The 14,789-nt window shown below is 63.7% G+C and carries 17 protein-coding genes; 13 read left to right on the plus strand and 4 right to left on the minus strand.

What is annotated here, in order from left to right:
• Nucleotides 1-59 precede the first annotated feature (59 nt).
• The 7 genes from JOD78_RS16325 (at nt 60) to JOD78_RS16355 (ending at nt 5,778) form a co-directional block, all read left to right on the plus strand.
• Nucleotides 60-275 carry a TOBE domain-containing protein gene (locus tag JOD78_RS16325; RefSeq protein WP_006464491.1) on the plus strand — a complete coding sequence of 72 codons (216 nt, stop codon included), beginning with the start codon at nt 60-62 and terminating at the stop codon, nt 273-275.
• 63 nt (nt 276-338) lie between these two features.
• A complete protein-coding gene (locus JOD78_RS16330; RefSeq protein WP_121038885.1) occupies nt 339-1,175 on the plus strand; it encodes an EAL domain-containing protein in 837 nt (278 codons plus the stop codon).
• A 39-nt stretch (nt 1,176-1,214) separates the two neighbouring features.
• Nucleotides 1,215-1,799 carry an alpha/beta hydrolase gene (locus JOD78_RS16335; RefSeq protein WP_039790379.1) on the plus strand — a complete coding sequence of 195 codons (585 nt, stop codon included), beginning with the start codon at nt 1,215-1,217 and terminating at the stop codon, nt 1,797-1,799.
• A 160-nt stretch (nt 1,800-1,959) separates the two neighbouring features.
• Complete coding sequence (cysT, locus tag JOD78_RS16340) at nt 1,960-2,850, plus strand: sulfate ABC transporter permease subunit CysT (RefSeq protein WP_209568463.1); 891 nt, start codon at nt 1,960-1,962, stop codon at nt 2,848-2,850.
• 1 nt (nt 2,851) lies between these two features.
• Nucleotides 2,852-3,757 carry a sulfate ABC transporter permease subunit CysW gene (gene cysW, locus JOD78_RS16345; RefSeq protein WP_121038892.1) on the plus strand — a complete coding sequence of 302 codons (906 nt, stop codon included), beginning with the start codon at nt 2,852-2,854 and terminating at the stop codon, nt 3,755-3,757.
• A 9-nt stretch (nt 3,758-3,766) separates the two neighbouring features.
• Nucleotides 3,767-4,846 carry a sulfate ABC transporter ATP-binding protein gene (locus JOD78_RS16350; RefSeq protein ID WP_204725236.1) on the plus strand — a complete coding sequence of 360 codons (1,080 nt, stop codon included), beginning with the start codon at nt 3,767-3,769 and terminating at the stop codon, nt 4,844-4,846.
• Nucleotides 4,843-5,778, plus strand: coding sequence for a CysB family HTH-type transcriptional regulator (locus JOD78_RS16355; protein ID WP_121038898.1), 936 nt, complete (start codon nt 4,843-4,845; stop codon nt 5,776-5,778). Before JOD78_RS16350 ends, JOD78_RS16355 begins: the two co-directional genes overlap by 4 nt.
• A gap of 19 nt (nt 5,779-5,797) precedes the next feature.
• Here JOD78_RS16355 and JOD78_RS16360 read toward each other — a convergent pair whose 3' ends face one another.
• The 3 genes from JOD78_RS16360 to JOD78_RS16370 form a co-directional block, all read right to left on the minus strand.
• The gene (locus JOD78_RS16360) at nt 5,798-6,277 is read right to left on the minus strand and encodes a GNAT family N-acetyltransferase (protein ID WP_121038901.1); all 480 of its coding nucleotides are present in this window, start codon (nt 6,275-6,277) and stop codon (nt 5,798-5,800) included.
• 126 nt (nt 6,278-6,403) lie between these two features.
• Nucleotides 6,404-6,604 carry a hypothetical protein gene (locus JOD78_RS16365; RefSeq protein ID WP_083859771.1) on the minus strand — a complete coding sequence of 67 codons (201 nt, stop codon included), beginning with the start codon at nt 6,602-6,604 and terminating at the stop codon, nt 6,404-6,406.
• 145 nt (nt 6,605-6,749) lie between these two features.
• Nucleotides 6,750-7,616: a M15 family metallopeptidase gene (locus tag JOD78_RS16370; RefSeq protein WP_209568462.1), complete on the minus strand. Its 867-nt coding sequence runs from the start codon at nt 7,614-7,616 to the stop codon at nt 6,750-6,752.
• Nucleotides 7,617-7,835: 219 nt separating this feature from the next.
• Between JOD78_RS16370 and JOD78_RS16375 the strand changes: the two genes are divergently transcribed.
• On the plus strand, nt 7,836-8,120 hold the full coding sequence (locus tag JOD78_RS16375; RefSeq protein ID WP_209568461.1) for a hypothetical protein: 285 nt from the start codon (nt 7,836-7,838) through the stop codon (nt 8,118-8,120).
• A 367-nt stretch (nt 8,121-8,487) separates the two neighbouring features.
• Here the strand turns inward: JOD78_RS16375 and JOD78_RS16380 are convergent, their stop codons facing one another.
• The gene (locus tag JOD78_RS16380; RefSeq protein ID WP_209568460.1) at nt 8,488-9,300 is read right to left on the minus strand and encodes a phosphodiester glycosidase family protein; all 813 of its coding nucleotides are present in this window, start codon (nt 9,298-9,300) and stop codon (nt 8,488-8,490) included.
• A 412-nt stretch (nt 9,301-9,712) separates the two neighbouring features.
• Here JOD78_RS16380 and JOD78_RS16385 point away from each other — a divergent pair, with 412 nt between their 5' ends.
• From JOD78_RS16385 to JOD78_RS16405, 5 genes are all read left to right on the plus strand, one after another.
• Entirely contained in the window at nt 9,713-10,834 is a 1,122-nt protein-coding gene (locus JOD78_RS16385) for a branched-chain amino acid ABC transporter substrate-binding protein (protein ID WP_039790367.1), read from the plus strand.
• Between the two features lie 99 nt (nt 10,835-10,933).
• The gene (gene livH / locus JOD78_RS16390) at nt 10,934-11,860 is read left to right on the plus strand and encodes a high-affinity branched-chain amino acid ABC transporter permease LivH (protein WP_034350126.1); all 927 of its coding nucleotides are present in this window, start codon (nt 10,934-10,936) and stop codon (nt 11,858-11,860) included.
• A gap of 43 nt (nt 11,861-11,903) precedes the next feature.
• A complete protein-coding gene (locus JOD78_RS16395) occupies nt 11,904-13,130 on the plus strand; it encodes a high-affinity branched-chain amino acid ABC transporter permease LivM (RefSeq protein ID WP_209568459.1) in 1,227 nt (408 codons plus the stop codon).
• Nucleotides 13,127-13,903, plus strand: a complete 777-nt coding sequence (gene livG / locus JOD78_RS16400; RefSeq protein WP_034338298.1) for a high-affinity branched-chain amino acid ABC transporter ATP-binding protein LivG — start codon at nt 13,127-13,129, stop codon at nt 13,901-13,903. The genes JOD78_RS16395 and livG overlap by 4 nt, the downstream gene beginning before the upstream one ends.
• On the plus strand, nt 13,903-14,607 hold the full coding sequence (locus JOD78_RS16405; protein WP_034338301.1) for an ABC transporter ATP-binding protein: 705 nt from the start codon (nt 13,903-13,905) through the stop codon (nt 14,605-14,607). Before livG ends, JOD78_RS16405 begins: the two co-directional genes overlap by 1 nt.
• Nucleotides 14,608-14,789: the final 182 nt, after the last annotated feature.

The raw sequence follows: 14,789 nt of genomic DNA on the forward strand, positions 1-14,789 counted from the left end.
CCCCATTTCAACCCATGCGGCGCGGCAGGTGCCGACGCCGTTTCATCAAGGAGCAGAGCATGACCATTCAAGCAATCAACGTCCGTAACCAGTTCAAGGGCAAGGTCAAGGCCATCATCGAAGGTTCGGTGGTGTCCGAAGTGGATGTGGAAACCCCGGCCGGTATCGTGACCTCGGTCATCACCACCCGCTCCGTGAAGGACCTGGGCCTGACCATCGGCAGCGAAGTGGTGGCACTGGTCAAGGCCACCGAAGTCTCGATCGCCAAGCTGTGATCGTCTGGCCGTCCTGGCCGGTGATGCCGGCCGGGCGGTGTCTTTTTTTCAGGAGCAGGCCCGATGGCATATCAGGCACTGAAGGCTTATCTGGCCCGCCTCGATGCGCAGCATACTGGCGGCACCGCGTCCGCCAAGGTCTGGCTGGATGAACAGGGGCGCGCCGCGGGGCGTTTCTTCAATACTTCGCTGACCTCGGCCTTCCAGCCGGTGCGCAGCTTCGACGATGGCCACATCGTCGCCTGCGAGGCCTTCGCCCGCAGCCACTCGGCCGTCGACGACGGCCTGCATCTGTGGAAATTGCTGGACCAGGCCGCCAGCGACGACGAGTCGGTGGAACTGGACCGGCTGTGCCGCATGCTGCACGCCATCAACTACTACCGCCAGGTCGGCGAAGATGCGCCCGAACTGCACCTCTCGGTGCATGCGCGCCTGCTGGCCGCCGTCAACAACAATCACGGCGTGGCCTATCGGCGCATCCTGGCCGCGCTGGAACTGCCGCACGAACGCATCGTGCTGCAACTGCCGGTGGTCACGCCCAACCAGCGCTGGCTGCTCAACTACGTGCTCGACAATTACCGCCGCAACGGTTTTCGCCTGGGCGTCTCGGCCAACAGCCCGCTGGAAGCACTGGGACTGCTGGACAAGGTCAAGCCGGATCTCATCAAGGTCGATGCGCGCGAACTGGCCGATCCCGACAGCGTGGCTTTGCTGCTGCTGCGGGCGGCCGAGCAGGGGGTGCGCATCTTCTTCAAGCGGGTCGAGAACCGCGAGGTCTTCGACAAGCTGGAGCAGTATGGCCAGGCCCTGGCGCAGCCCATCCAGGCCCAGGGGTATCTGTGGGACGTGCCCGGTGCGCGCCTGCCGGACACCTTGCTTGGCCTGAAGGATGCCGCGTAAGGCATACTGCATGACTTCATCACTCGCTGCGGGGCCTGCATGAGTCTGACTTCTCCTTCTTCTTCCACCACACCGGCCCGGCTGGCGGATTTCCGGGTGCTGGTGGCGCCGGGCCTCTCCGACAGCGGCCCGGAACACTGGCAATCGCGCTGGCAGCGGCTCTATCCCGCCTTCGAACGGGTCAAGCAGGATGATTGGGAAACCCCGGACCTGCCGCGCTGGTCGGCCCGCCTGGGCGAAGTGCTGGCGCGTGATGGCCGCCCTACGGTGATCGTGGCGCACAGCTTCGGCTGCCTCACCACCGTGCATCGCACGGCGGCCCTGCAGGCGGCTTCCGAGGGGTCTGCGCATCCCATCGTGGCGGCCTTGCTGGTGGCGCCGGCCGATCCGGTCAAGTTCAGCCTGAGCGCAGCGGTGCGCCACAAGCTGCCGTATCCGGCATTGGTCGTGGGCAGCGACAACGATCCCTGGATGAGCGCCGAGCGCGCCCGCCACTGGGCCGAGGCCTGGGGCGCGCAATTCCGCTCGGTGGGCGCGCGCGGGCATATCAACTCCGAATCAGGCCTGGGCGATTGGACCGAAGGGCAGCAGTGGCTGCTGGAGCTGCTCGAACGCATCGCCTGAAGCTTTTTTCTTCACCTCTCCATGAGCGCATAAAGACGGATTCCAGCCCGGCTTTATGCGCTTTTCTTCTAAGGACATGCAAAAAGTTTCGTTCTCTTTATAACTGGTGAGTGCGAATATCGCTCACCTATAGTCGCATTTGTAATAATAAGAGATCGACATGTCCGCATCCCCCGTTTCCCTTGCCGCTCCAGCGGCCGCGCCAGCCCGCTCGGCGGGCAGCGCCAACCGGCGCGTATTGCCCGGTTTCCGGCTGTCGCTGGGCTTCACCATCTTCTACCTGGCGCTGATCGTGCTGATCCCGCTGTCGGCGCTGTTTTTGAAGACCTTCACCCTGACCTGGGACGGCTTCATCGACGCGGTGACTTCGCCCCGGGTGATGGCGTCCTATCGCCTGAGCTTTGGTGCCTCGCTGATCGGTGCCTTCCTCAACGTGATCTTCGGCGGCATCGTGGCCTGGGTGCTGGTGCGCTATCGTTTCCCCGGCAAGCGCATCATTGATGCCCTGGTGGACTTGCCCTTCGCCCTGCCCACGGCGGTGGCCGGCATCGCCCTGACCACGCTGTATTCGCAGAACGGCTGGCTGGGCAAGCTGCTGGCGCCCCTGGGCATCAAGGTCGCCTTCACTCCGCTGGGGGTGCTGGTGGCGCTGACCTTCATCGGCCTGCCTTTTGTCGTGCGTACCGTGCAACCGGTGCTGGAAGAAGCCGAGCGCGAGCTCGAAGAAGCCGCCGCCAGCCTTGGTGCCAGCCGCTGGCAGACTTTTACCAAGGTGATCTTCCCGACCGTATTGCCTGCTTTGCTGACCGGCTTTGCGCTGGCCTTTGCGCGCGCCTCCGGGGAATACGGCTCGGTGGTCTTCATCGCCGGCAACATGCCCATGGTCTCTGAAATTACCCCTTTGTTCATCGTCACCAAGCTGGAGCAGTACGACTATGCCGGTGCGACCGCCATTGCGATGGTCATGCTGCTGGTTTCCTTCATCCTGCTGTTGACCATCAACCTGCTGCAAGCCTGGACTCGCAAGCGCGGCCAGTCGGAAAGGACCTGAGATGAGCGCTGCCCCCATTTCCGCTGCCCCGCAAGCCAACGCGATTGCCCGTGGCGAGCCGCCGCTGACCCCCGGCGCCATCACCGAACCCTGGTGGGTGCGTGCGCTGCTGATCGGCATCGCGCTGGCCTTCCTGACCCTGTTCCTGTTCGTGCCGCTGGTGGCGGTGTTCTACGAAGCGCTGCGCAAGGGCTGGGATGTCTACGTGGCGTCCATCACCGAGCCTGACGCCTGGTCTGCCATCAAGCTGACCCTGCTCGCTGCCGCCATCGCCGTGCCGCTGAACCTGGTCTTTGGCGTGGCGGCCGCGTGGGCGATTGCCAAGTTCGAGTTCCGTGGCAAGAACGTGCTGCTGACCCTGATCGACCTGCCGTTCTCAGTCTCGCCGGTGATCTCGGGTTTGATCTACGTGCTGCTGTTCGGCCTGCAAGGTTACTTCGGCCCCTGGCTGCGCGAGCATGACATCAAGATCCTCTTCGCCGTGCCGGGCATCGTGCTGGCCACCATCTTCGTGACCTTCCCGTTCGTGGCGCGCGAGCTGATCCCGCTGATGCAGTCGCAGGGCAGCGAGGAAGAAGAGGCCGCGCTGGTGCTGGGTGCTTCCGGCTGGCGTACCTTCTGGCACGTCACGCTGCCCAACATCAAGTGGGGCCTGCTGTATGGCGTGATCCTCTGCAATGCGCGCGCCATGGGCGAGTTCGGTGCCGTCTCGGTGGTCTCCGGCCACATTCGCGGCGAGACCAACACCATCCCGCTGCAGGTCGAGATCCTCTACAACGAATTCAACATCACCGGCGCCTTCGCCGTGGCGTCGCTGCTGGCCTTCCTGGCCGTGGTCACGCTGGCCATCAAGAGCGTCATCGAGTGGCGGCTGCACCAGCAGCAAGCCGCCAGCGAACAAGCTTAAGGAGTCATCATGAGCATCGAAGTCCATCACATCCAGAAGCGTTTCGGCAGCTTCACCGCGCTCAACGACGTGTCCCTCAATTTCCCGGCGGGCGAACTGACGGCCTTGCTGGGTCCCTCCGGCTGCGGCAAGACCACGCTGTTGCGCATCATCGCCGGTCTCGAATCGCCTGATTCGGGCCAGGTGCTGCTCGATGGCGAAGACGCCTCGGCGCGCCACGTGCGCGAACGCCAGGTCGGTTTCGTGTTCCAGCACTATGCGCTGTTCAAGCACATGACCGTCTTCGAGAACATCGCCTTCGGCCTGCGCGTGAAACCGCGCGCCCAGCGTCCCTCGGAAGCGGTCATCCGCGAGAAGGTCAAGCGCCTGCTGGAACTGGTGCAGCTGGACTGGCTGGCCGACCGCTATCCGCCGCAACTCTCCGGCGGCCAGCGCCAGCGCATCGCGCTGGCCCGCGCACTGGCCGTGGAGCCGCGCGTGCTGCTGCTGGACGAACCCTTCGGCGCCCTCGATGCCAAGGTGCGCAAGGAACTGCGCCGCTGGCTGCGCCGCCTGCACGATGAACTGCACGTCACCAGCATCTTCGTCACCCACGACCAGGAAGAAGCCCTGGAAGTGGCAGACCAGGTGGTGCTGATGAACAAGGGACAAGTGGAGCAGATCGGCACGCCCGAGACGGTGTACAACCATCCGGCTTCGCCCTTCGTCTACGGCTTCCTGGGCAATGTGAACCTGTTCCATGGCCGCCTGCATGAAGGCGTGCTGGACGCCGGCGGTGCGCGCTTCGAGGCCCCCGGCCACGTCGATATCCGCGATGCGGCCGGCGTCGGTTTCGTGCGTCCGCATGACCTGGACGTGGAGCGCTACTCGCCCGGCGCCGAAGGTATCGTGGTGCAACTGCGCCGCTCGCATGCCATCGGTCCGCTGGCGCAACTGGAACTGGAACGCGATGACAATGCCGAGCTGATCGAGGCCGTCATCCCCAATGAACGTTTTGCGCAGCTGGGTTTGAAGAATGGCGAGACCCTGGTCGTGCGTCCGCGCCGCCTGCAGGTCTTTGCGCAGCAGGAAGGAGGGCAGGCACGATGAATTTCCAGCAGCTGCGTTCCATCCGCGAAGCCGCGCGTTGCGGCTTCAACCTGACCGAAGTGGCCAACGTGCTCTTCACCTCGCAACCGGGCGTGAGCCGCCAGATCCGCGAGCTCGAAGAAGAGCTGGGCGTGGAGATCTTCGAGCGCAACGGCAAGCGCCTGACCGGCCTGACCGAGCCCGGCAAGGGCATCCTCGGCATCGTCGAGCGGCTCCTCCTGGAAGCCGAGAACCTGCGCCGCGCCAGCAAGGAATACGCCGGCGAGCAGAGCGGCACGCTCTCCATCGCCACCACCCACACCCAGGCGCGCTACGTGCTGCCGCGCGTGGTGCAGGCCTTCCGCGATGCCTTCCCGCAGGTGCGCATCGCCCTGCAGCAGAGCGCGCCGGAACACATTGCAGAATGGGTCATCTCGGGCAAGGCCGACATCGGCATCGCCACCGAAGGCCTGTCGCAGTTCAAGGAACTGGTGTCCTTCCCCTGTTATACCTGGAGCCACGTGATCGTGGTTCCCAAGGGCCATCCGCTGCTGGGGCTGGAACAGGTGTCGCTGGAAGACCTGGGTACCTGGCCGCTGATCACCTATGACGTCGGCTTTACCGGCCGTGGTCACATCGACGAAGCCTTCCGCCAGGCCGGCATTGAGCCTGATATCGTGCTCACCGCCATGGATTCGGACGTGATCCAGCAATACGTCTCGCTGGGCATGGGCGTGGGCCTGGTGGCCTCGATGGCGGTGGACCAGGGCAAGCACACGGAGATGGTGGCCATCAATGCCTCCCACCTGTTCAAGGCCAACATCGCCCGGCTGGCGGTGCGGCGCGGTGCCTACCTGCGCGGCTATGCCTTCGATTTCATCCAGCAGTTTGCACCGGATCTCAAGCGCGCTGACATCGTCAATGCGCTCAATGAGGCCAACGCCCAGGCGTGAAGCAGGCGGGCATCAGCAGCTATCTGAGGTTCTTGCGATAGACGATGAAGCCTGAATCCACGGCCAGGTGGTCATAAAGTTTGCGGGCCGTGGCATTGGTGTGATGGGTGTGCCAGTACACTCGCTCGGCACCGTCCGCTGCGGCGTACCGGTACAGTTCTTCGATCAGTGCACGTCCCACGCCACGGCCGCGTGCGGCTTCGGTGGTGAACAGGTCCTGCAGGTAGCAGGTGGGGCCGATCAGGATGGTATTGCGGTGATAGAGGTAATGCGCCAATCCCAGCAGCCGTCCGCCGGATTCGGCCACCAGCGCATGCACCGGCTCGTCGGCTGCATGGATGCGTGACCAGGTGGAACGGGTGATGTCCAGGGGCAGGGCAGTGGCGCCACTGCGGCCGTAGAAGGCATTGTAGTCATCCCACAGGATCTTCCATTGCGGGTAGTCATCCTGGCGGGCAAGTCGGATGTGCAGGGCTTCGGGGTGCAGCGGATCTGGCATGGCGGCTCCTGGCGTCTGAGGTCGCAGTATAGCCGTACCGGGCCAGTTTCCAGGAGTGTCAGGACAAAGGCCGGACAGTGTTTGCGCACTGTCCGGCCTTTGTCATTGCGGGCAGGATAATTCTGCTTACACCGTGCGGGTCGGTGTCGTGGTGAAGGTGCTGGTATCTGTACTGCTGGGCTGTGCGGAAGTGGACTGGGCCACTTGGGTGGACTGTCCGGCGGCTTTCAGGACGTCATTGAAATTGACGGCCGGCTTCTTCGCAGCCTGCTGGCCGCCTGCCGGTGCGTTGCCGTGATAGACGGCGGAAATGGAATTGGTCGACATGCGTGCACTCCTCAAGTAAGGCTGTCCCCCGGGCCAGCGCCCAGACCGGTATTGCCGGGGCAGTATAGGGGCGCGCCATGAAGCTGCTGCGCTGGTTTACCGAAACTTGCCGATCTTTACCTGTTCGGCATGGACTGAGGGCTGCTTACTTGCGCAAGCGTGCGGCGCACTGGTCGCGCAGGCGGCTGTCCTCGGGGGCATCGTCGTCGCCGGACGCGGTGGCATTGACCGTGGCGGGATGGGCACACTGGCGATAGCGCGTCACATAGCGTTCAAACTCGGCGCGCGCCTGGGCCTTGGGCAGACTGGCCAGTTTCAGGATGAAGCTGCGGCTGCCGATCTCGAAGTGCTGGTAATCGATGGGTTGTTTCCACTGGCCGCCCCAGACCAGGAATCCATGTTCATAAAACACGCTGACCACCTCCTCGGCCATGCCCGGCTGCAGGGGCGCGCGCTGCAGGTAGGCCGCGCCCTGCGGCGGCAGGACTTCCTGCTCGGGGCTGCCGGCCTTGCTCACATAAGGATTCTGCAGCGGATTGATGTCGATGGCCGCGCCATAGGCGTGCTTGGACCAGCCACCGCCGCCCGTCATGGGGCGCCCATTGAAGGCCGAACTGTTGTTGGCGGCCATGGAGCGCTGGTCGTCGCCGTCATAGGCTTCCAGCCCTTGCGCCCCGGCCAGCGGGAAGGAGCGCAAGAGCAGCTCACCGAACAGCGCTTCGACCTGCGGAGCCAGCGCGTCGAGCACCACCACGCTGCCCTGGCGGGTGGCCCCGCCGAAATCGGTGTAGTCGAAGCTGACCGTGGCCAGGCGCGTGCAGGGGACCGGATTGCCGGAGGTGATGACCTTGCTGGCCCGCATCTGGGCGCATTGCGCGGGGGAAACCGGCGTGATGTCGGCCTGGGCGGCCAGCGGCAGTGCCATCGCCAGCACGGTCGCGGGAAGGGCCAGCGCGCGGCGCAGGAGGGTCAGGCGGGCGAGGGCGGGGAAGCGGGCGGTGAAGGTCATCATGGGAGGCGATGATACGGGTTTTCAGGGGGAAATGCTTTGTCAGGATTGTCAGATTGCCTGTGATGGCTGACATCAAGATGCGCCGTTTTCTGACAGCGTTGGAACGGCTGAACGGGAATAATCGGTGTCCAGAAGCTGTCGAATTCCGGCAAGCACGTGCTCTGTGCCTGTTTGTCCGCATTTCGGCAAATCCCCCTCAACAACTTTAGGAGGCAACATATGAAGATTCGCCACACCCTCTTGGCTGCCGCCGTGTTCACTGCTGTGCTGGCTGGTTGCAACAAGCGCGACGAAGCGCCTGCAACGCCTGCCGCCACCCCGCCGGCCGCTTCGGAACCGGCACCGGCAAGCAGCACCCCGACCACGCCGGCACCGGCTGATTCCGGTACGGCTGCGGGCTCGACCGCTACGCCGGCGACCCCGACCCCGACTACGCCTTCGGATTCCTCGGCCATTACGCCGAGCACCCCGGCCGCCTCTGGCGACAGTGGTACGCAAAAGTAAACGCCTCACAACAAGAGCCAACAAGACGGCAAGCGCCGCACCCTCTCCCGCAGTGGGAACAGCACTGCATGCGCCGCGACGGGCAACTGTCGCGGCGTTTTCTTTTGGGGCGCTGGAAAGGTGGTTTTTGCGGTAAATGTGAAGAATCTTGCCAAGCACCTGGCCCTTGGGGGCAATTTGCGCGTTGGCTGGAAAAATCTTTCCGAACTTTTTTTTGCGGCTTGCAGTCGTACAGGTGGTTGAACTGTTCCTTCAACCTCCCTCTTGATAGGGAACTTGCCCGCAGTTCATTGGCTGCGGGCTTTTTTTCGTCCCTTCAACGGGTGGACAAGACTGGCTGTCTTCGCCATCTTTTCGCATGTGCCAGCTACTTCCCCCCATGCCCCTTCACCACCGCAATCATTGCCCCGAACGCCGGACCCATATTGGCTTCCAGCGTGGGATACATGCGCGAAATGCTGCCATCCAGGTACAAGGCGTCACTGCACTTGAGCTCATCACGAAGGAAACTGGCGAAATCGTAAAAGCTGATCGGATTGCGCGCGATGGCCAGCGTGACGATGCCCGCGGCATCCAGGCACACCGCATTGCGCACCACCGTGTTGGCTGACTCGGGATCGAAGCGCGGATTGATCTTGCCGTCCACAATCATCAGCGGACCCGATTGCGTGGCGTAGCGCGTCACGCCATTCCAAAGACCCAGTTCGGCTTCATAGTCGGAGGTCTCGACGATGTAAGCCTGGCGCTCGCTCAACACGAAGACCCCATTGGGCTGCAGATAGAAATTGCCATACGCGTTCTTGCGCGTATTGAGGCGGCGCAGCTGGTTGCCGCCTTCCACGTACAGCCCCAGCGGCTGCAATTGCTTGTCGTAGATGCCGGCATTGGTGGCGCAGACCATCTCCTGTCCCTGGCTGCGCAGATGCGCATCGAGCCGGCTGAAGTTGCCCAGCGGCGTGCCAGCGGCATCCTTCCAGTACATGCGGATGGTGTCGCTGCGCGGATCAGCGCGGCAGGTGCTGATGAAGACCTGGTGATACTGGTACTGGCGCACCTCGGCCGCCTGTGCCGGCGGGCTGCCCGATCCCACCAGCAGCGCCGGTATCACGCCGGTCAATGCGAGCAGGCGCAGCAGTGTGCGGCGGAAACCAGAGGCAGGGAGGGAAGGGGAGCGAAGCATCGAAACCAGGTCTTGTTCTGCGGGAACGCGGAGGGCGAGGCGGTATTGTAAATGGCGCAAGCCGGGCTTGCCACGGGAAAACGGATTTTGGCCGCAAATCCAGTCCCATCAAGACTTTGCAGGTGATGCACCGAATTCGCTCATGCTGCAGTGCAGTTCTGCACCGAATATGGGAAAATGAAGAAAAACGGCATGAAATGTGCGAAAAATCGAAGACCACAGCGCATTAATGATGGGGTTTGACGAAATTTCAAAAAAAATTTGCCCCATATGACGGCAGTGTTACACTCTGCCCCCATGTTGCGGCCAGCCTCCCGTAAAACGGGGTCAGGTATCCACAACCCTACGCGCGCCGGCCTGTTCGCCAGGTAACGGCGCCTCTTGAATCCGTTCCATCCTGGAGGAAACGACAATGAAGTTTGCAAGCCGTCTGACCAAGATCGCCCTGGCCGCCGCCACCTTTGCCGCCTTCGCCGGCGTGGCCCACGCCGAAACCGTCAAGATCGCCATCGCCGGTCCCCTGACCGGTGCCGTGGCCCAGTACGGCGACATGGTCAAGGCCGGTGCCCTCACCGCCATCGAACAGATCAACGCCGCCGGCGGCGCCAACGGCAACAAGTTCGAAGCCGTCATGATGGACGACGCCTGTGAACCCAAGCAGGCCGTCGCCGTGGCCAACAAGATCGTCAGCCAGGGCATCAAGTACGTGATCGGTCACGTCTGCTCCGGCTCCACCATCCCCGCCTCCGACATCTACGAGAACGAAGGCGTGGTCATGATCACCCCGTCGGCCACCGCGCCGCAGCTGACCGAAGCCAAGCCGCACAAGTTCATCTTCCGCACCATCGGCCGCGACGACCAGCAAGGTCCTGCCGCCGCCCGCTATGTGATCGAGAAGCTCAAGCCCAAGAAGGTCGCCGTGCTGCACGACAAGCAGTCCTACGGCCAGGGCGTGGCGTCGTCGGTGAAGTCGGCCTTGGAGGCGGCCAAGGTACCGGTGGTGGTGTTCGAAGGCATCAATGCCGGTGACAGCGATTACTCGGCCATCGTCACCAAGCTGAAGTCGCAGGGCGTGGACTTCGTCTACTTCGGCGGCTACCACCCGGAAATGGGCCTGATCATGCGCCAGGCGCGTGAGCAGGGCGTCAAGGCCGTCTTCATGGGCCCCGAAGGCGTGGGCAACAAGGACATCACCGCCATCGCCGGCCCTGCCTCCGAAGGCATGCTGGTGACCCTGCCGGCCGACTTCGCCGCCGATCCGGCCAACGCCGCCCTGGTCAAGGCCTTCGCCGCCGCCAAGCGTGACGCCAACGGTCCGTTCCAGATGCCGGCCTACTCGGCCGTGAAGATCATTGCCGATGCCATCACCGGCGCCAAGTCCACCGATCCGGACAAGGTCGCCGCCTACATCCACGGCAACAGCTTCAAGACCCCCATCGGCAACGTCGAATACGACAAGAAGGGTGACCTGAAGGCCTTCAAGTTCGTCGTCTTCACCTGGCACAAGGACGCCACCAAGACCGAAGCCAAGTGATTCGCCCCGAATCGCTGGCCTGACTGTCTGACCTGACGTCAAACCGCGAAATGCCCCATTGCAGTCGGAATGGGGCATTTCCACTTTATGGGTTCCCTCATGAATGAATTGCTCCCTCAACTGACCCAGCAGCTCGTCAACGGGCTGTCGCTGGGTGCGATCTATGCCTTGATCGCCATCGGCTACACCATGGTCTACGGCATCATCGGCATGATCAACTTCGCCCACGGCGAGATCTACATGATCGCCTCCTACGTCGGCCTGGTGACCTTGACCGCCATCGGCGTGCAGTCCGGCTATCCCTTGCCGCTGCTGCTGGGTGGCGCGCTGATCGTCTCGGTGCTGGTGACCGGCCTGTACGGCTGGACCGTCGAACGCGTGGCCTATCGCCCGCTGCGCGGCGGCCCGCGCCTGGTACCGCTGATCTCGGCCATCGGCATGTCCATCTTCCTGCAGAACTACGTGCAGATCGGCCAGGGTGCACGCGACATGTCGGTGCCGGTGCTGATCTCGGGCGCGCTGGAATTCCAGATGGGCAGCGACTTCACCGTCACCGTGCCGTATTCGCGCATGGTCATCGTGGGCGTGACGCTGGTGCTGATGGTGGCCCTGACGCTGTTCATCGCGCGCTCGCGCATGGGCCGCGCCTGCCGCGCCTGCGCTGAAGACATGGGCATGGCCAACCTGCTGGGCATCGATACCAACAAGGTGATTTCCTTCACCTTCGTCCTGGGCGCGATGCTGGCCGCGGTCGGCGGTGTGCTCATTGCCCTGACCATCGGCAAGCTCAATCCCTACATCGGTTTCATCGCCGGCATCAAGGCCTTCACGGCGGCGGTGCTGGGCGGCATCGGCAGCATTCCCGGCGCCATGCTGGGCGGAGTGCTGCTGGGCTTGGCCGAGACCTTCGCGGCCGGCTACCTGCCTTCCGAATACAAGGACGTGGTGTCCTTCGGGCTGCTGGTGCTGATCCTGCTGTTCCGTCCCACGGGCCTGTTGGGCAAGCCCGACATCGAAAAGGTCTGAGCCCGCACGGCTCGACGGACAACGACATATTCAAGGAGGCGTGATGCCTGAGACTTTCAAGAATGCCGTGGCGGCGGCGCTGGTGACCGCCGTACTGACCATCCCGCTGCTGGGCATGCAGCTGCAGCTGGAGGGCTACCGCGTGGTCCTCAATACCCACTGGACCCCGGTGCTGGTGGCGGTGCTGGCCGTGTTCCTGTTCCAGCTGGCCAAGCCTGCGCTCTCGCGCGCCAGCGCCGGCATCAAGCTGCCTGCGCTGCCGCGCATGCAGCCGGGCCAGCAGCGCGCGGCCGTGCTGATCCTGCTGATGGCTGCGCTGGTGTGGCCCTTCTTCGGTTCGCGCGGCTACGTGGACGTGATGACCCTGGCGCTGATCTACGTGGTGCTGGGCCTGGGCCTGAACATCGTGGTCGGTTTCGCCGGCCTGCTCGACCTGGGGTATGTGGGTTTCTATGCCGTGGGTGCCTACACCTATGCGCTGTGCAACCAGTACTTCGGCCTCTCGTTCTGGGAATGCGTGCCGCTCTCGGCTGCTGCTGCCGCGCTGTTCGGCTTCCTGCTGGGCTTCCCGGTGCTGCGTTTGCGCGGTGACTACCTGGCCATCGTCACGCTGGGCTTTGGCGAAATCATTCGCCTCTTGCTCAACAACATGACCAGCCTCACCGGCGGCCCCGATGGCATCTCCGGCATCCCCAAGCCGACCGTGTTCGGCGTGGTGATGGCGCGCAATCCGCTGACCGAAGACGGCACTACCTTCCACCAGTTGCTGGGCCTGACTTACCAGGGTGGCCACATGGTGATCTTCCTTTACTTCCTGGCCTTGCTGATGGTGCTCTTTACGTATTTCGTCACCAGCCGCCTGCTGCGCATGCCCATGGGCCGCGCCTGGGAAGCCCTGCGTGAAGATGAAATCGCCTGCCGCTCGCTGGGCATCAACCCGACCCGCGTGAAGCTTTCGGCCTTCACGCTCGGTGCCGCCTTCGCCGGCCTGGCCGGTTCCTTCTTCGCCGCCCGCCAAGGCCTGGTGACGCCGGAATCCTTCACCTTCATCGAATCTGCCCTGATCCTGGCCATCGTCGTGCTGGGCGGCATGGGCTCGCAGCTGGGCGTGATCCTGGCGGCGATCCTCTTGACCGTGCTGCCGGAACTGGCGCGCAGCTTTGCCGAGTACCGCATGCTGATCTTCGGCCTGGTGATGGTGCTGATGATGATGTGGCGTCCGCAAGGACTGCTTCCTGCCACCCGTCCGCATGTGGAGCTGCCGCAATGAACCCGACCGTGAAAACCATGCTGGAAGTGTCCAACCTGTCGATGCGCTTCGGAGGCCTCCTGGCCGTGGATGGCGTCTCGCTGGCCGTGCAGGAGCGCGAAGTCTTCGCCATCATCGGTCCCAACGGGGCCGGCAAGACCACCGTCTTCAACTGCATCAGCGGCTTCTATCAGCCGACCTCGGGCGAGATTGCCCTCGATGGCGTCTCCATCGCTCGTCAGCCCAGCCACCAGGTGGCGCAGCAGGGGCTGGTGCGCACCTTCCAGAACATCCGCCTCTTCAAGTCCATGACCGTGGTGGAGAACCTGCTGGTGGCGCAACACCAGCAGGTCAATACCAACCTGCTGTCGGGACTGCTGAAGACGCCTTCCTATCGCAAGTCCGAGCAGGAAGCGTTGCAGCGTGCGGCCTACTGGCTGGACCAGCTCGGCCTGACGGCGCTGGCCAACCGCGAGGCCGGTACGCTCTCGTATGGCCTGCAGCGCCGCGTGGAAATCGCCCGCTGCATGATCACCAAGCCGCGCCTGCTGCTGCTGGATGAACCGGCGGCCGGCCTGAACCCGCAGGAGAAGCAGGAGCTGTCGCAACTGATCGACCGCCTGCGCCGCGAACATGGCGTAGCCGTGCTGCTGATCGAACACGACATGAGCCTCATCATGGGCATCTCCGACCGCATCCTGGTCATGGAGCACGGCAAGCCCATCGTCACCGGCACCCCCGAACAGGTGCGCAGCGACGAGCGTGTGATCAAGGCCTACCTGGGAGAAGAATGATGCTGCAGTTTGACAAGGTGCATACCCACTACGGTGCCATCGAGGCCCTGCACGGCGTATCGCTGACGGTGGAAAAGGGCGAGATCGTTACCCTCATCGGTGCCAACGGTGCCGGCAAGACCACGCTCCTGATGACGCTGTGCGGCCGTCCGCGCGCCTCCAGCGGCCGCGTACTCTTCGAAGGGCAGGACATCACGCAGCTGCCGACCCACGAGATCATGCGCCGCGGACTGGCGATCTCGCCCGAAGGCCGGCGCGTCTTCCCCAGCCTGACGGTGCTGGAAAACCTCAAAATGGGGGCCTTCTTTGCCAGCAATGAAGAGATCGAGCAGGGCATCGAGTATGTGTTCGGACTGTTCCCGCGTTTGAAGGAACGCGCGGCGCAGCGGGCCGGGACCATGTCCGGCGGCGAGCAGCAGATGCTGGCCATCGGCCGCGCGCTGATGAGCAAGCCGCGCCTGTTGTTGCTGGACGAACCCACGCTGGGCCTGGCCCCGCTGGTGATTGCGCAGATCTTCGAGATCATCCGCACCATCCGCGACAGCGGCGTGACCGTGTTCCTGGTCGAGCAGAACGCCAACAAGGCGCTGGGCGTGGCCGACCGTGGCTACGTGCTGGAAAACGGCCATGTGGTCATGTCCGATACCGGTGCCAACCTGCTGGCCAACAGCGACGTGCGCAAGGCCTATCTCGGCCACGGCTGATACCGGCAGCGACGCCACCCGATCCACGGCCCGGCCATGTACATGGCCGGGCCGTGTCGTTTCCAGTATCCTGAAAACCTGCTGCGCCCTTTGCTGCAGAGCAGCAACAAAGTGCGTAGAATACCGGCCCATCCTGGCCCCGGCGCGACGGCGCGGCACCTTGAGCGTGCTTTGGGGGCCTT

Origin of the sequence: Herbaspirillum sp. 1130, assembly GCF_017833835.1 — a bacterium.
In the GTDB taxonomy this organism is placed as follows: domain Bacteria; phylum Pseudomonadota; class Gammaproteobacteria; order Burkholderiales; family Burkholderiaceae_D; genus Herbaspirillum; species Herbaspirillum huttiense.

Bases quoted from the DNA above. Each gene is read 5' to 3' on its own strand.
- JOD78_RS16350 (WP_204725236.1), top strand. From the start codon at position 3,767: ATGAGCATCGAAGTCCATCACATCCAGAAGCGTTTCGGCAGCTTCACC.
- JOD78_RS16365 (WP_083859771.1), bottom strand. From the start codon at position 6,604: ATGTCGACCAATTCCATTTCCGCCGTCTATCACGGCAACGCACCGGCA.
- JOD78_RS16355 (WP_121038898.1), top strand. From the start codon at position 4,843: ATGAATTTCCAGCAGCTGCGTTCCATCCGCGAAGCCGCGCGTTGCGGC.
- JOD78_RS16325 (WP_006464491.1), top strand. From the start codon at position 60: ATGACCATTCAAGCAATCAACGTCCGTAACCAGTTCAAGGGCAAGGTC.
- livH (WP_034350126.1), top strand. From the start codon at position 10,934: ATGAATGAATTGCTCCCTCAACTGACCCAGCAGCTCGTCAACGGGCTG.
- JOD78_RS16335 (WP_039790379.1), top strand. From the start codon at position 1,215: ATGAGTCTGACTTCTCCTTCTTCTTCCACCACACCGGCCCGGCTGGCG.
- cysW (WP_121038892.1), top strand. From the start codon at position 2,852: ATGAGCGCTGCCCCCATTTCCGCTGCCCCGCAAGCCAACGCGATTGCC.
- JOD78_RS16405 (WP_034338301.1), top strand. From the start codon at position 13,903: ATGCTGCAGTTTGACAAGGTGCATACCCACTACGGTGCCATCGAGGCC.
- livG (WP_034338298.1), top strand. From the start codon at position 13,127: ATGAACCCGACCGTGAAAACCATGCTGGAAGTGTCCAACCTGTCGATG.
- JOD78_RS16380 (WP_209568460.1), bottom strand. From the start codon at position 9,300: ATGCTTCGCTCCCCTTCCCTCCCTGCCTCTGGTTTCCGCCGCACACTG.
- JOD78_RS16370 (WP_209568462.1), bottom strand. From the start codon at position 7,616: ATGATGACCTTCACCGCCCGCTTCCCCGCCCTCGCCCGCCTGACCCTC.
- JOD78_RS16375 (WP_209568461.1), top strand. From the start codon at position 7,836: ATGAAGATTCGCCACACCCTCTTGGCTGCCGCCGTGTTCACTGCTGTG.
- cysT (WP_209568463.1), top strand. From the start codon at position 1,960: ATGTCCGCATCCCCCGTTTCCCTTGCCGCTCCAGCGGCCGCGCCAGCC.
- JOD78_RS16395 (WP_209568459.1), top strand. From the start codon at position 11,904: ATGCCTGAGACTTTCAAGAATGCCGTGGCGGCGGCGCTGGTGACCGCC.
- JOD78_RS16360 (WP_121038901.1), bottom strand. From the start codon at position 6,277: ATGCCAGATCCGCTGCACCCCGAAGCCCTGCACATCCGACTTGCCCGC.
- JOD78_RS16385 (WP_039790367.1), top strand. From the start codon at position 9,713: ATGAAGTTTGCAAGCCGTCTGACCAAGATCGCCCTGGCCGCCGCCACC.
- JOD78_RS16330 (WP_121038885.1), top strand. From the start codon at position 339: ATGGCATATCAGGCACTGAAGGCTTATCTGGCCCGCCTCGATGCGCAG.